The sequence below is a fragment of the Paenibacillus sp. FSL K6-1566 genome (genome assembly GCF_038050475.1).
In the GTDB taxonomy this organism is placed as follows: Bacteria; Bacillota; Bacilli; order Paenibacillales; family Paenibacillaceae; genus Paenibacillus_AQ; species Paenibacillus_AQ lactis.
Genome location: NZ_JBBOSR010000001.1, coordinates 1,133,667 through 1,148,086, shown reverse-complemented (window position 1 = coordinate 1,148,086; position 14,420 = coordinate 1,133,667). Strand labels below are relative to the sequence as shown.

Sequence of the window (14,420 nt, the reverse complement as noted above, 5' to 3'; positions counted from 1 at the left end):
GGAGAGCCGCCTGGAACTACATAAGACAATTGCTCAAAATCATTCAATATTTTCAGAATGTGTCGTCAGAAACGGAAAACCGGAATCCAGGTGTGCCGGATAATCCACAAAAAGATAAGTATAGTTGATGATGAAAAATACAATAACAAATAGGATCTGGATGATTAGAGCGTAGAATTGATATGCCTTTGCGTTTTGTCGACCTTTGGTAAGCAGGTAGAACAGAAGAAGTAGGATGCCTATTACGACCAAGAACCCAACGATGTGCATAGCGAGTAATTCAATTTTATCTTGCTGGGTTAACTCACCAGGTGCACTTGAACTCGCAATGGATCTGGAGGCTTGAATACTCATGTAAGACAGCTTCGATCCCAACCATGTGAGGAAAGCGCCGGCTACAAACAAAAGGAATATTAGTAATATCGACAATGGAAGTTCCCCTTTATTGGTTTTATCTTCATCACGATCCGCCGCCCCATCAATCCCAATCCATAAAAGACGTCACCATCAGCTCGCTTTCCCTGCAATCTGGACAGGTTAGACGGATCGGGACGCTGTGCTCGATCGGTGTTTGTTTCATTTCAGTTCCGCATCTCTTGCAATGGCAAACGTGCTGATAATGTGACCGGTCCGACTGCATCTCGATGTACAATTCATTTTGAATGCCGTCACATTGCGGGCACACGTACAGCGCCTGATGAGCGTCGTACGAGACGGAGCCATCCTCCATAAATTCTCCGATCACCTGCTTAAGCGCCGGATCTGTGACAAACGAAGCGATCGACTTCAAGGAGATGTACATAAAGCCGATTCCTTCATAAATAATGCTGTTGTAATGGCACGTACCGCACTCCAATTTGAATGCTACTCCCATGATCATCCCCCGCGGGTGGGCTCCAATAAGCCCGGTAGTTTTGTATGAAAAAAATAAAGTTAAAGTCCACGTTCTTCGAATCCTTGCCGTTCATGTCCTGCGCTTGTGGAAAGGGTCTAGCTGCTCTGGCTCCCCCGTTCCCCAGCTCCGTTACAAAAGCCGCATAAGGCTCCGGCAGAACAATTCCGTGACTTTGCTCGAATTGCTGCAGCTCGGCAAGGCTGAGCGGCTCGACCAGCTTGTACCGATGCACCCTGGCTCCGAATGCGCGGCATGCCGGATCGGGCGGGGCGGCTTGCCCGAGCTTGGCCCGAATCCGGTTCAATTGTGTTGTGAACATATGTTTTCTCCTTTAATCCGAAACTCCTGAAACAAAAAAAGGATACGAGCAACTCCTTAATGCCCCCTCATAAAATGAGTTCCCTCATCCGATCCGTATGTTTGGACGAAACCACAAAATTTTTAAATTCCAGATGATTGCAGTTTCAGTTATTCTGTAGGAAGCATCGAATATCCTCTTCTCTAAACAAAGTGGCTGCGCCCGTTTTGTGTCTGCATTTTATGAATGGTAAGCACATTCGCCATTATAGACATGATGGCACAAGAATAAAATAAAAGACCGTAGACGCTATAATCTACGGCCTTTCCCGCATTAAAAACAACTACCACTCCAAAAGATTAAACTCCTTCATACATGCAAGTTTTACAAGATCACGCTTAGGCCATCCGATTTCTCTCGATTTTGTCCTGCAATAATAACAAGAACAATGAATCTTCCCCTTAGCAAGCTTACCTCTAAACTTTACATGCCATCCGAGTTGTTTAGCAATTCGGCTCTTACGCTGAATCACTCTTCTCCGATGATGACGGTAGTACGAACGAGTACGATTTTTACTTTTGCTTTTCATTTCATCACGCCCCTTGGGTAAAGGCCCAGCCTGCAAAGGAGCCAAGAGGGTTACATCATCCTTTACAGGCCGAGCGTGATGAAGCTGCTAAGCTGCACAAACACCATATATCACCTCAACTTGATGGGCTCGAGCATTCGCCATCAGGGCGTTAAAGAATAACTTCTGCCGATTGGTCCCCTAACAACTGGGCCCTTACATCCGTAAAACCCTCACCCGGATTACGCAGGGCTTCCAAAACAACCTGCGCGTTATACCCATCATAGAAATCGTAAATCTTCCCGGGCTCTCCATTCAGTATCTGAATAATCTGCTTCAGGATCGGCAGCATGCTGTCCTCGCCGTCCACAGGTACAGGCTGCAACTCGGTTTCCCTACTGCTTCGGTACAGGTTGTCCCAGTTCTCTAACGCCAAGATTCCCTCATCACCGTAGACCACAAGGGAGACACGCTCCTCCCCTTCACGTCTGTCGGTTCCCGAAAGGTGAATTTCGATTTCATTATGTAATCTGAGAACAGCCTTAGCACGGCTTTCGGACTGATTCGCATCCGGCGGAAACTCGATCTCGCTCTTCACATGCGTAATGGGACCGAACATCTGCTGGATCATCTGGATCCAGTGAATGCCGACCTCCAGCAGATACCCGCCTTGATGCCTTGACGAGATCCATGGATTCTGCTGCCAGGCCCGCGGCCACTGCGGGAATTCCAGAAACAGCTCCATTCTTTGGATCGAGCCGATCGCCTGTTCCTCAAGCAATCCCTGCAGCTTCTGAACGGCCGGCTCGAGCGGAAACGAGAAATGAACCGCATGAAGCCTATTGGCCTTCTCGGCCAGCTCTACCAGACTCCGAGCTTCGGACAGGCTGTTGGCCAGCGGCTTCTCGCAGAAGACGTGGATGCCTTTCTCGAATGCGTTCCGGGCTACATCATAATGCAAGGATGGCGGGACCGCGATATACACCAGATCAAGCGGTACCTCGTCCAGCAGCTGACGATAGTCGGTGTACAGCTGTGGACGAGCCGCTGCTTCTGCAATTTCCCGGTACAGACTGGATTCATCACTGTCGCAAATAGCGACCAATTCGATCTTCTCATCATATTGGGGCAATAATCGGTGCATCATATTCCGGCCCATGACCCCTAAGCCGATAATGGCCATTTTTAGTTTATTCATCCTGTTCTCCTATTCCATTACGCGATGATATGACTTCCATTGAATTCCACGACCTTATTATAGTTCAAGGGTTACTCGACGGTCTATCGTTCAGCGAAGCTGTACACACCAAAAAACGCATCTCCATATAGAGACGCGTCTTCACTGGCATTTATATGCTGTAATCCATGTATGTCGCAGCTTGCCTCATGACTCAGGTATGTTTCCGCCCGCCACACGTTCGCCCGAATTGCCCGCCGGATCGGTAACGTTGTCATCCTCGCCGGCATGAATGATCAGCGAGCGCCCAAGTACCGAGTTGGGCTGGCCTTTCTCTAGCGTTCCATGCTGAATGATCGTCTCAGCTTCCACGGTGCCGGCAGCGCCTACGACCAGGTTCGGCATGTCGCCGACATGGCTTCCTTGCGGATTCTCAAGGCCATGATGCTTATGGGTCGGGTTAAAATGAGCGCCGGCAGATTTAAAATCCCCATCTTGAATCGGGTTCTCATGCACATGGAACCCATGCTTGCCTGGAGTGAGCCCCGATGCGGTGATCTTTACCTTCACCCCGTCATTGACCTGCTCCAAGGTAGCGGAACCAATAGGCTCTCCCGCCGCATTGTACAGCTTGACTACAGGATGACCCATGGATTCCTTCCTGGAAGCCTCGCTCCAGTAGACGGGTTGGTTAACTGGTTCCGAATCCATGCGAGCTGACACATCGCTGCTGCCGGCAGGCATATTAGGATCCGAGGTTGCCGTCCCTTGTTTCGCTAATGGGCCGTCAGCGGTGAAGTTGTCCTTCCCGTTAACGTAATCGCTTATTTTAGACGTTGTGTGTTTAATCGCGCTTAGGGTTCCTTCGGGATTCGCAGCAGTCAAGATCCCTATAATCAATAGGGCTCCGGCAAGAAAAGCTCCAGCCATATATTTTAACTTGTTGATCTTCTTCCTCACTTCATCGCCTCCTGAATGATGGTATCATTCATCTCCCAATCCTCTGATTTTATACGTCTGGGCCGTCAATTTATGAGAGTTGGGGCTTTCGGCGTTAGCGATTGATTCCGAAAGACAGGTTCAAGCGATAACAGATAAATTTTAGCACTTGATAACTCCGTACAGCTTCAGCTTGAACAGCATTTTTACGATTCCACGCCTGGTTATCGCAACCCGAGGAGATCGCTGCATCACTCCCATAGACATCGAGATCTGGGGGAGATTGAGTCAAAAGAAAAAGCCCCGAATATCGGAGCTTTAAACTGACTTTAGCAAGCTTGCCCAGTTCTCTTTGAAACCCATCCTTTTAATATCGACATCATCATATTGTTCAATTAACGCTTCTAGACGAGTAATCCAAGAATTCCAAAGAGTACGATCTTTAATAAAATATTTTAATTATAAATTTGCGTGTATAAATGGTGTTCTTGAAGATCTAGATGTTTATCTTTATGCAAAATTTTTGGTTTTGTGATAATCAGACTATTAAATAATCTACTATGATGTGCGCAGCGATTTCTTAGTATTTTTAAGGTGATGAGCCAATTCTTGAACACTTTATAATTTATTGAATATTGCATAGATATTTCAACTCTATCTTCCGTTTTTAAATTGCTATATAGTTCGACGAGATTTGAGAACGTTGCCATTTCTAGCGCTACCTATACTGGAAAAATTCCATTGCGATTCTCGCGATGGTGTTTAACAAACAACTCGTTAGATTTACTGAGCTCCTGGTCCAGTATTTCCAACAACCATTCGTGTTTCTCGGCGTTCAAAAAGTTGCTTGAATCCCTATATCCAAGATCTGGGTATTTATGGGCAATCATATAAGACAACTGAGTTCTTATTGAGATTTCGATGTATTCAATAAGCTCCATCAACATTAATCTTAGAGATTTGTCAACTCGTAGTGACGATAGATAGTTTCAAAAGTGGTGCCTTCTATGTATATGTTATCTTTTTTGAAGGTTAAATCGTATCCGGTAAAACGATAATAGCTAACTCTTTTTAATACCTCGATCGCTCTTTCTTCATCTTCAATGATCATACCTCGATCTTAAAAAGAGAAATCATTTCTAGATGTGTAAGAGCTGGCTTAATTTCAACTGGTGTGTAGTCATAAAAAAGCCCCTAATAAAAAATTGGCTCGCCCTATGCGCCAATTAGTTAGTACTGACTGGCGGGGCGAGAACTGTTAACCTGATTTTACCATATAAAATCAATTTTAGTCTATTAAATGTTCAAAGAATGGACTTTTCGTAGAAAAATTATAAAAACACAAAAAATAGACCGCCCGTCGCCTGGTCAAGACCCCATTTAATAGACATTGAAAAAAGACCCTAGGCTACAAACTGCTTCCGGAACTCTGCCGGAGGCAGTTTATTGAGTTTTCGTTGTGGTCGATGTTGGTTGTAAAAATGGATATAGGCTTCAATTCGCCTTTGTGCCTCGTCCATATTTCGGATATCATAAGGATAGAGCCCTTCCGTTTTGAGATGCGAGAAGAAGCTCTCCATCGAGGCATTGTCATAACAATTTCCTCGGCGAGACATGCTGATTTGGGCGCCAACCTTTGGCAGCATGTCGTGGTAGGCATAGGACGTGTACTGGAATCCCTGATCGCTGTGAACGATCAGTCCAGTCACGTTTTTTGTCTTGTTAAAGGCATTCTCAAAGGTCTGCAGCACCAGCAGATTGTCGTTTCTCTGACTCAGGTGATAGGCTACAATCTCATTATTAAATAGGTCTTTTACGGCAGAGAGGTAGATCCACGACTCACCTACACGGAATTGAGTGACGTCCGTAACCCATTTTTGGTTCGCTCTATCTGCTTTAAAGTCGCGCTTTAGCAGGTTTTTGGCAACACGTCCTTCGGTTGAAGAAACGTAATTACATCGATGTTTACGCCGAATTCGTGAACGGATTCCAAGTGCTTGCATCAGCCGTAGCACTTTCTTATGATTCATCCAGACCCCGTGCTCCTGCAGCAAGAACAACTGGATCTGACGGTAGCCATACACTCCGTTGTATTGGTCGTAAACCTTCTGTACAAGTGCCTTGTCCATTTGATCCCGATCTTGACCTTTGCGTTTGAGATAAGCATAGTAGCCACTTCTAGAGACGCCAAAAATCTTACAAAGAGCGCTCACTGAATACTCTTTCGCGGCTTTCTCGACGCTAATATATCTTTCCGTTTCATCTCCTGCATCCAGATTTCCAAGCACTTTTTTAGCATTTCATTTTCTCGTTTCAGCCGGCTCATTTGTCTGTCTTGGTCAACATATTCGTCTCGTCTTCCACGATGATCGATGAGTCCAAACTCGCCGAATTCCTTGTACTTCTTCATCCAGTCTTTGAGACGATGTCTGTCTGTCATCCCAAACTTCTCCATGATTCTGCGATAAGTCCAGCCTTCCACCAAGTGAAGATGTATCGCCTCCATCTTTGTCTCGTAGGAATACTTCTTAAACTTCTGACCTTTAATTGCTGGCATAAAAAATGCACCCCCTAGAATTTTATCGGATCAACCAGGGGGTTAATCCAATGTCTATTCTAAGGGGTGCACTTCAGCAAGGTAATCGGTCTATTTCCGTGTTGGCTTGCTGCCGAACGCTCTTTTAGCGGTTGTTGTGCAGGGGATCGTGTTACAGCACGGTCCCTTATTTATTCTTATCTTATCCTACCCGGTTTTAGCCCCCAATGATCAGAGCTGATTTTCAGATGAGAGCTCGATCCGGTATTCTGCAGCTTCAATAACCAGCGATATCTGGCAGCCACTGGTACAGAGCAAGCCCTCATTTCGTATCCATTCTGCATCGAAAGAGGGTATCGTTGGTGAATATTGAATACATATATATAGGCTACAAAATGCTTGTAAGGAGGTTGGCATGAGGCAGGAGGATGAAATCCAAGAGCTTAAAGAACGATTGAATTCTGTTGAAGAGCAGCTGGCGAAGAAGTCAAATGGCTTCAAGACACTTAAAATAGGAATCATCATAGTACTCGTTATCTTTCTCTTATTAGTTCTTATTGGGGTACTCCAATTTGTGAGCGCAGGATAAAGACCGTCAAGGGGCGGTCTTTTCTTTGTCCAATGGAAGACGCAGCAACGTCCCTTATCGACCGGGGGAGTCCCCGGCTAATAAAGCGGGCCGCCATGCGGGGCATTTAGCTGATACCCGCTCAGCTTCCCGATTTTAACAGCGACCGAAGCCGATATACGCACCGCCCCACGGCTCGCTAACGGATGCAGCCACAGCCCTCGCATTCAAAAGACAATAAGAAAACCACTCCTTTTAATGTAAGGAATGGTTTTGATATGAACCTATACGGTTCCGAGCTTATACTACTCCTCCACCCTCAAATTCATCAAGCAGCGCACGTGCTTCATCGGTTGACTTTGCGTTCATTAAGCGATTTCTCAATTCGCTTGCCCCCCGGAATCCGCGGACATAGATTTTGAAAAAGCGGACAAGGGCGCTGAAGGAACGCCGCATCTGTTCGGAATATTGATCATGCAGATCCAGATGGAGCCGCAGCAGACCCAGCAATTCCTCACTGCTATGTTCAATCGGCTCCTTCTCAAAAGCGAATGGATTATGGAAAATCCCGCGCCCGATCATAATTCCGTCCACGCCGTATTGTTCAGCGAGCTTCAGGCCGGTCTGACGGTCAGGGATGTCCCCGTTAATGGTTAGAAGTGTATCTGGTGCTACCTCATCACGAAGCTGTTTAATCTCCGGAATCAGTTCCCAATGAGCGTCTACTTTGCTCATTTCATCTCTTGTCCGCAGATGGATGGACAGATTCACAATGTCTTGCTTCAAAATATGGGTTAACCAGCCGCGCCATTCGTCTACCCTGCTAAACCCGAGCCTTGTTTTTACGCTAACGGGCAGTCCTCCGGCCTTAGCAGCCTGGATAATATCCGCTGCAACGTAGGGACGGCAGATCAGGCCGCTTCCCTTCCCATTCTCTGCTACATTCGGCACAGGACAACCCATATTAATATCGATGCCTTTAAACCCTTCTTTCGCCATGCCGATACTCATCTGACGAAAGTATTCCGGCTTATCTCCCCAGATATGCGCTACCATGGGCTGTTCATCCTCTGTAAACGTCAAACGTCCGCGCACGCTATGATGCCCCTCCGGGTGACAATAGCTCTCTGTATTCGCAAACTCCGTAAAAAACACATCCGGTCTGGCTGCTGCGCTTACGACATGGCGAAACACAACATCCGTCACGTCTTCCATGGGCGCCAGCACAAAAAAAGGCCGCGGCAAATCCCGCCAAAAATTTTCTGTCATATCCAATACTCCTCTATAAATACAGGGAAATCTTTATCCCGAAATAGTAAATGTAAGCTCGTTCATGCCCTTGCTTTTTCTTCACTTATAGCATATTTAAACCATGCATATCAAACGGCAGTATATGTTAACCGTAGACACAACAATGAATATACCATAATCCGAAGTGAGGAGCATACTCCCATAGATTTGTAAACAAAGAAGGGGCATCGCCCCTTATCAGAGTGCCCCGTAGAGTCCAAGGCCCCTGCGCCTAGTTTGATCGCTATTCACATGTCCAGAATCCCATGGGAATTAATAGTCTCTACCCCAAACAAGATTGCCGGGAAATGTATAGGCCGCGAAATAAAAAAATGGCGGTACCGGAATGGAATCCGCACCGCCACTTTACATGTTACTTTGGTCCCTAGCTGTTCGTTGTTCGCCGATCGCCGCGAGCCCCGATATGCGAAATGCTCACTGGCTATGCGCAAACTTCTCATGCGGCAGCGAATAGTGGCCGAGCGAGGCTAATGCCTTGAGCGCGTTACAGCTTACCCGCAGCTTTCACCTTCACAAGCAGCGCATTGCCCGGCAAATACGCAATCGGAATGTCCTCGACGGACACGATCTCCAGCGTCTCCGGGTTCGCGCCGGCAGCAGCTGCCTCGTTCATGGCGCTCTCCTTCGCATCGCGGATGACGTCGTCATAGCTCCAGTCGTCCAGCGAATAGATCCGCTCCGACTCCCCGCTGACCAATCCCAATGCTGCGCCGATTGCGTTCGCCGCATCATAGTTGTCCGGCCGGATGATTCGGCTTGCCCCGGCCAGCGTCTCCGGCACCAACAAGCTGCCGCCGCCGACCAGAATGACATCGACCGGGTCTGCACTCGTCTTCATCCGGTCAATGGCATCCTCCAGGCTCTGCTGCATGACTGCATCCGCTTTGCTGCAGACGACTTCGTCCACGGCATCCGCGTTGGTGCCCGGCCATGCGGCCCGGCCCAGCTTCACCGCTACGTCCGTCGCCGTCAGCGTATCCCCGCCAAAGATGCGGGCCCGTTTCGTCAGCTCGTAGCCCACGCTGTCCGGGCCAACCGTTACGCCGCCCGCGTCATCAAGCCGGACGATCGTGCCGCCGCCAAGGCCGATGGACAAAATATCCGGCATCCGAAAATTCGTGCGAATGCCGCCGATATCCACCGCTGCCGAAGATTGGCGCGGAAAGCCCTGCACGAGCACACCGATATCCGTCGTTGTGCCGCCGATGTCGACGACCAGCGCGTCGCTCAGCCCGGACAAATGCGCCGCGCCCCGAATCGAATTCGTCGGACCGCACGCAATCGTCAGAATCGGGTAGCGGAGCGCATACTCGCTCTTCATCAACGTCCCGTCGTTTTGGCAAATATACAGCTGCGCATCAATGCCGAAGCCATTCAACGCTTTCTCGAAGCCGCGCACCACGCCTGCAATGACTTGCAGCAGCGCCGCGTTCAGCACGGAGGCATTCTCCCGCTCGAGCAGCCCGATGCTACCAATCTCACTGGAATACGTGACCGGCATGTCCGCACCCAACACTTCGCGCACGATCTCTCCGGCCCGCTTCTCCTGCTCACGGTTCACAGGAGCAAACACCCCGCACACCGCCACCGCGTCGACTTCTCCGCTCATCCGGCGGCACAGCTCGGCTATCTCCTCTTCGTCCAGGCTGGCGATCTTGCGGCCGTCATACTCATAACCGCCGGAGGCGATATAACTATGCGGCCCTACCGCAGCGCGCAGCGATTCGTCCCAGCCGGCAAGCGGCGGAACGGCCGTCGTTGCCGGAGCGCCGATACGTATCAGCCCTACCCGGCCGAGATGCTTGCGCTCCACGATGGCATTGGTGCAATGCGTGGTGCCGAGCATCGCATAGCGAATATCCGAGCCATTTACGCCGCTTTCCTGCAGCAGCAGGCGAACGGCCTCCAGAATGCCCTCGTTCACGTCGGCCGTCGTGTGGACCTTTACCTTGTGCACGCAGCGCAAGTCGGAATCCAGCAGGGCGGCGTCCGTATTCGTTCCACCCACATCAATGCCGATGCGGTAAATCCGGTTTGCATTAGCAGTTGTAGTCTCGGTCATTTCGCCGCACCTCCTTTCGAAGCCAACGTCTCGATCGGCACATAATCAAAGTCATAACCGAAATATCTCGGTCCGGCCGTCTCGATGCCCTTCGGCGTGCGCCATTTGTCATCGCACGGCAAACCTGCTGCCGTCACCCGGGCGCCATACTTCAAGTTCTCCGTCGTCACCGGCATGCCCGTATCCTGATCCAGCAGCGTAATTAGATCAGGCGTAATGGCGAGCGGTTGATCGTCAACGGTGGCGAGCAGGAATTCATTCTGGAAAAACAGCCGCATCGTTTCTCCCTTGTTCTCGCCGGTACCTTCAAATACCGCTTCGCCGCGCGTAAATCCGCCGTCCATGCGGCGACGGATATCCACGGCCTTGCCGTGGAACAGCGCATGGCCGTTCAGCCTCGTGAGCAGCTCGCGCACAGGATTCAGCTTCTGCTGCTTCGCTTCGAACAGCGTCCGCCCGATCTCATAGGCGAGCGTCAACGTGCCGCCGATCGCGCTTCGCTTCGCCTGCGCGCCGGATACCGGATAATCGCAGATGGAGGCAGAGCCCCCCATCTCCACCGTCAGCGCACGCGCCAGCCGTTCTTCCCACACGCCGTCAATCGTATGCATCAGCGCGCTGTTGCCGCGCTCGTCCGCCATCGCCACCGGGCTGCAGGGGATGCCTTCCAGATGGAACGTCACCATCTGCGATTCGGGAAACGCACGCCCCATCGCATCGGCATCGACGAGCGGAATTCCGCGCTGTGCCGCCGCAATGACCGGAACGAGCGAGTTGCCGCCGCCGACCTCGATCGGCATAACGGCGTCCACCTTGCGGCCGAGCTCTCTCTCCATCAGATCCAGCGGCTTGGTCAGCTGGTCTGCCGAAGGGATTTTCTCCAGCATCACCGTCGGTGCTCCGATCATCGATACCGGCACGATAAGCCCTTCATCGTCCAGCTCTTCGAGCTGGACGATTCGTACCGGGCCAAGCTCGCGGATCGCCTCCATGGCCATCAATTTTCCGACATGAGGATCTCCGCCGCCGCCCGTGCCAAGCACCGCAGCTCCGATCGCGATATATTCGATTGACTGTTCATCCAATGAGGTTAATCTGGTTGCTTGATTCATGCTTTCATCCCTTCTTTACGACCCATTTGCCTATGATTGCTTGCAAGATAAATGCCATCAGGAAGCTGTCCAGCGCCGGAACCTGCGTTACCTGGAACCATCCGAGCCCATCCGGGGCCATCGTTGTCATGAACCCGAAGAACGTGGCGATGACCCATACGACGATGGAGCGGGGGATCCAGCTCCGGTTGCTGTCCAGCCCGTCAAACGAGAATCGCTTTTTGTTCACCAACAAATACTCAGCCGTATAAATGCCGCCCAGCGGTGCGACAAGCATCGTAATGTACGTCAGGAACGTCATGAAACGGTCATAAATACCAAAGCAAGCAAGTGCCGTCGCAATGAGACCTGCAATAATCGTAATCACGGATTTAGGCACCCGTTTGAATACGACGGAGAAGCCCAGCCCCGCGGAATATAAATTGTTCGTATTGGTCGTCCATTGTGCCAGCGTCAGCACGATGATCGCCGGAATACCGAGACCAAGCGTCAGCAGAATGCCCGTCAGATCGTCGGAATCCATCGTACGCGACAGGAATATCGCAATGATGGTCATGAAGCTGTTGCCGACAAAGAAACCGATAAATGCTGCGGTAACGGCATGCTTTGGCGTTTTGGCCCAGCGCGCGATGTCAGGGGACAGCGCCGTTCCAAGGATAAAGATACCGATAACCAGCGAAATCGCCGTCCCCATCGGCACAGCCTCACCCTCGAACGGTGCCCAGACGGTGCTTCCGCCGTCCCCGTTAAGCGCCATGACCAGCGCGATAATGATAAACACGACGAGCAGCGGTACCGACCAGACGCTTAGTTTCTCAATCGCCCTGTAGCCCCAGATCGCCGTGGACATCATGAGAAGTCCGCCAATGATCGACAGCACCCAGAGCGACCAATGCCATCCCCATAATTCGTTTAACGCGGTCTGGAAGTTGGAAGCGAAGAAGCCCACCTGAACGCCGAACCAGCCCAGCGATGAAATGCCGAGAATGACCGAGACGATTAGCGCCCCTTGATTCCCAAACAGAAACCTGCTGATCATGGCCGTCGACAGGCCCGTTTTCGCTCCTACATAAGCGCAGACAGCCCCGATCAAGCCCAAAATGGCCGAACCGACGATGACCGCCGTAAACGAGTCGCCGATGCTCATGCCCGCGCCGAGCTGCGCCCCCAAGAACATCGCGGACAGGTCAATGCCGATCGCAATCCAGACGAATGCCATCGAGAGCCATGATTTCCTCAAATGCTGGGGTACGGGCTCCCGTTCGTAATCTTCTATTTTCGTATCGTTGCTCATGCTCCCACCCTCTGCTTTCTGTACCATCTTGTTGATTGCCTAAGCTTTGACGGATCTCCAGAACATCTCAAAGGCATGTTTCAGCTTCCGTTCAAACAGCTCCGGCGATTTATAGTAGTAATATTGCATGCCCAGCCCGTCCATCAAGGTAAGGTACGAATCCACCAGCGTCTCCATCGGGATGACGGCCAGTTCGCCGCGATCCAGACCTTCCTGCATAATCTCGCCGATAATGCTGCTCAGAAGCGTATCGAACCGCCCAAACGCCTCGTGCATCCGATCTTGCAAGAAATCCGGCGGGAAAATTAAGTACCGGAAGGCAAATACGGCAAGCTCCCGCTTGTCCCGGTGAAAATCGTATTGACGAAGCAGCAGCGCATGCAATTTTTTCTCCGTGCTCATTCCTTTGCTGGTTTCCGCCATCGCTTGGATATATTCGTTGTAGGCGCTCATCGATTCTTCGAAGACCGTCATGAACAGATCTTCCTTGCTCTCGAAAAAAGCGTAGATTGCCGGGGTTTTGACACCAACCTCCTTCGCGATTTCCGATAATGCCGTTCCGTCGTAGCCCTTCTGTCCGAATAACCTCAGCGCAGCTTCTTTCAGCTTCGTTCTGGTCATGTTCATCCCCTTTTTCCCAGTTTAATTAACGTTAATTAAGTAGATTATACAACTTTCTGCATAAAAATCAATTGATTTAATTGCCCAGCCGAATTGTCTTCGAATCTTTATACGTTCAATGATTTAAGCAGGACAATGCACCAAGGTAGATAAAAATTCCCATACCAAAAAGAGATATCCCAACTCGAAGGATACCTCTTCTGGAAACTCAAACCTATTCATTCAAACAATCTTTGATGCTTATGAAAAAATCGGTAAAAGAATTGTACATTGTCCAGTTCAAACCATTCTGCCGTGTGCAAAATCTGGGCATCGAGATTGTAGATCTTCGCATGAAGCGTACCCAGAACAAAGGGAGAGTGTGTAGCGATAATAAATTGACTGTCAAAATAACGCGCCAGATCATTCATCTGCTCGGCCAGCTTGATTTGATTCGCCGGAGAGAGCGATGTTTCCGGTTCATCCAGTAAATACAGTTTACCGGGTAGCAAATGCTCCTCAAAAAACTGCATCGACGTCTCCCCGTTCGAGTATTTCTCCTGAGCGAATTGAATGATATCCACCTTCTTTTTGAACTCATACGACTGCTCCAGCTCCTCTACCTCTTGCTTGCTCTTTCCCTTTACGAGCTGCTCATGCAGCAGCCCTTCGCGGAGCACGTTTTCCTGCTGTATTTTCTTGACTTCGTACAATATATCCTCTGACTTAATGTACCGGCTCCCTTCGGGAAGCTTATATACGGGATGCTCCTGATCATCATGCCCGAGCTCATAGCTGCTTTCCTCGATAAACCGCTGTGCGTACGCGTTGTGACCATAACTCGTCATTCGCTCAGCGCCCGCGATGTTCAATTTGTTAGCGATTAAATTCAGCAAGGTGGATTTGCCTGAGCCATTACTGCCATATAACACTGTGATTCGATCAAACAGCAGAACTTCCCCTGCGATGTGCCTGAACACATGATCGGGATATATATTGGGATTGCTGGAAATGGTGGAAGAGAGTTTGAAGTTCCTTAAATATAGCATCGCTTTCGCTC

General features: G+C 50.0%; 14 protein-coding genes and 1 pseudogene. 1 reads left to right on the top strand and 14 read right to left on the bottom strand.

Annotation, left to right across the window (positions count from 1 at the left end):
• Window positions 1-39 precede the first annotated feature (39 nt).
• The 8 genes and pseudogenes from NST08_RS04960 to NST08_RS04930 all read right to left on the bottom strand — a co-directional run bounded on the left by NST08_RS04960 (window position 40) and on the right by NST08_RS04930 (window position 6,434).
• Window positions 40-354, bottom strand: coding sequence for a hypothetical protein (locus NST08_RS04960; RefSeq protein ID WP_341341510.1), 315 nt, complete (start codon window positions 352-354; stop codon window positions 40-42).
• A gap of 124 nt (window positions 355-478) precedes the next feature.
• Window positions 479-802, bottom strand: a complete 324-nt coding sequence (locus NST08_RS04955; RefSeq protein ID WP_341341509.1) for a hypothetical protein — start codon at window positions 800-802, stop codon at window positions 479-481.
• Between the two features lie 13 nt (window positions 803-815).
• Entirely contained in the window at window positions 816-1,214 is a 399-nt protein-coding gene (locus tag NST08_RS04950; protein ID WP_341341508.1) for an SMI1/KNR4 family protein, read from the bottom strand.
• A 719-nt stretch (window positions 1,215-1,933) separates the two neighbouring features.
• Window positions 1,934-2,959: a Gfo/Idh/MocA family protein gene (locus tag NST08_RS04945; protein ID WP_341341507.1), complete on the bottom strand. Its 1,026-nt coding sequence runs from the start codon at window positions 2,957-2,959 to the stop codon at window positions 1,934-1,936.
• Between the two features lie 186 nt (window positions 2,960-3,145).
• On the bottom strand, window positions 3,146-3,898 hold the full coding sequence (locus NST08_RS04940; RefSeq protein ID WP_341341506.1) for a superoxide dismutase family protein: 753 nt from the start codon (window positions 3,896-3,898) through the stop codon (window positions 3,146-3,148).
• 434 nt (window positions 3,899-4,332) lie between these two features.
• Window positions 4,333-4,988: pseudogene (locus NST08_RS29890) on the bottom strand (Abi family protein).
• Between the two features lie 292 nt (window positions 4,989-5,280).
• A complete protein-coding gene (locus NST08_RS04935) occupies window positions 5,281-6,090 on the bottom strand; it encodes an IS3 family transposase (RefSeq protein ID WP_341342612.1) in 810 nt (269 codons plus the stop codon).
• Window positions 6,087-6,434, bottom strand: a complete 348-nt coding sequence (locus NST08_RS04930) for a helix-turn-helix domain-containing protein (protein WP_095399394.1) — start codon at window positions 6,432-6,434, stop codon at window positions 6,087-6,089. Before NST08_RS04930 ends, NST08_RS04935 begins: the two co-directional genes overlap by 4 nt.
• Window positions 6,435-6,828: 394 nt before the next feature.
• Here NST08_RS04930 and NST08_RS04925 point away from each other — a divergent pair, with 394 nt between their 5' ends.
• Window positions 6,829-7,002 carry a hypothetical protein gene (locus tag NST08_RS04925; protein WP_186311082.1) on the top strand — a complete coding sequence of 58 codons (174 nt, stop codon included), beginning with the start codon at window positions 6,829-6,831 and terminating at the stop codon, window positions 7,000-7,002.
• Between the two features lie 279 nt (window positions 7,003-7,281).
• Here the strand turns inward: NST08_RS04925 and NST08_RS04920 are convergent, their stop codons facing one another.
• The 6 genes from NST08_RS04920 to NST08_RS04895 form a co-directional block, all read right to left on the bottom strand.
• Window positions 7,282-8,250, bottom strand: a complete 969-nt coding sequence (locus NST08_RS04920) for a tRNA dihydrouridine synthase (RefSeq protein ID WP_341341505.1) — start codon at window positions 8,248-8,250, stop codon at window positions 7,282-7,284.
• 526 nt (window positions 8,251-8,776) lie between these two features.
• Window positions 8,777-10,354 carry a hydantoinase/oxoprolinase family protein gene (locus tag NST08_RS04915; protein ID WP_341341504.1) on the bottom strand — a complete coding sequence of 526 codons (1,578 nt, stop codon included), beginning with the start codon at window positions 10,352-10,354 and terminating at the stop codon, window positions 8,777-8,779.
• On the bottom strand, window positions 10,351-11,466 hold the full coding sequence (locus NST08_RS04910; protein ID WP_213614958.1) for a DUF917 domain-containing protein: 1,116 nt from the start codon (window positions 11,464-11,466) through the stop codon (window positions 10,351-10,353). The genes NST08_RS04915 and NST08_RS04910 overlap by 4 nt, the downstream gene beginning before the upstream one ends.
• A gap of 4 nt (window positions 11,467-11,470) precedes the next feature.
• Complete coding sequence (locus tag NST08_RS04905; protein WP_341341503.1) at window positions 11,471-12,760, bottom strand: cytosine permease; 1,290 nt, start codon at window positions 12,758-12,760, stop codon at window positions 11,471-11,473.
• Window positions 12,761-12,799: 39 nt separating this feature from the next.
• The gene (locus NST08_RS04900; RefSeq protein ID WP_077569673.1) at window positions 12,800-13,381 is read right to left on the bottom strand and encodes a TetR/AcrR family transcriptional regulator; all 582 of its coding nucleotides are present in this window, start codon (window positions 13,379-13,381) and stop codon (window positions 12,800-12,802) included.
• Between the two features lie 218 nt (window positions 13,382-13,599).
• The gene (locus tag NST08_RS04895) at window positions 13,600-14,409 is read right to left on the bottom strand and encodes an AAA family ATPase (protein WP_341034348.1); all 810 of its coding nucleotides are present in this window, start codon (window positions 14,407-14,409) and stop codon (window positions 13,600-13,602) included.
• Window positions 14,410-14,420: the final 11 nt, after the last annotated feature.

Excerpts from the sequence above, each read along its gene's own strand:
- NST08_RS04960 (WP_341341510.1), bottom strand. The coding sequence starts at position 354 with ATGAGTATTCAAGCCTCCAGATCCATTGCGAGTTCAAGTGCACCTGGT.
- NST08_RS04955 (WP_341341509.1), bottom strand. The coding sequence starts at position 802 with ATGTACATCTCCTTGAAGTCGATCGCTTCGTTTGTCACAGATCCGGCG.
- NST08_RS04950 (WP_341341508.1), bottom strand. The coding sequence starts at position 1,214 with ATGTTCACAACACAATTGAACCGGATTCGGGCCAAGCTCGGGCAAGCC.
- NST08_RS04945 (WP_341341507.1), bottom strand. The coding sequence starts at position 2,959 with ATGAATAAACTAAAAATGGCCATTATCGGCTTAGGGGTCATGGGCCGG.
- NST08_RS04930 (WP_095399394.1), bottom strand. The coding sequence starts at position 6,434 with ATGCCAGCAATTAAAGGTCAGAAGTTTAAGAAGTATTCCTACGAGACA.
- NST08_RS04925 (WP_186311082.1), top strand. The coding sequence starts at position 6,829 with ATGAGGCAGGAGGATGAAATCCAAGAGCTTAAAGAACGATTGAATTCT.
- NST08_RS04920 (WP_341341505.1), bottom strand. The coding sequence starts at position 8,250 with ATGACAGAAAATTTTTGGCGGGATTTGCCGCGGCCTTTTTTTGTGCTG.
- NST08_RS04915 (WP_341341504.1), bottom strand. The coding sequence starts at position 10,354 with ATGACCGAGACTACAACTGCTAATGCAAACCGGATTTACCGCATCGGC.
- NST08_RS04910 (WP_213614958.1), bottom strand. The coding sequence starts at position 11,466 with ATGAATCAAGCAACCAGATTAACCTCATTGGATGAACAGTCAATCGAA.
- NST08_RS04905 (WP_341341503.1), bottom strand. The coding sequence starts at position 12,760 with ATGAGCAACGATACGAAAATAGAAGATTACGAACGGGAGCCCGTACCC.
- NST08_RS04900 (WP_077569673.1), bottom strand. The coding sequence starts at position 13,381 with ATGACCAGAACGAAGCTGAAAGAAGCTGCGCTGAGGTTATTCGGACAG.
- NST08_RS04895 (WP_341034348.1), bottom strand. The coding sequence starts at position 14,409 with ATGCTATATTTAAGGAACTTCAAACTCTCTTCCACCATTTCCAGCAAT.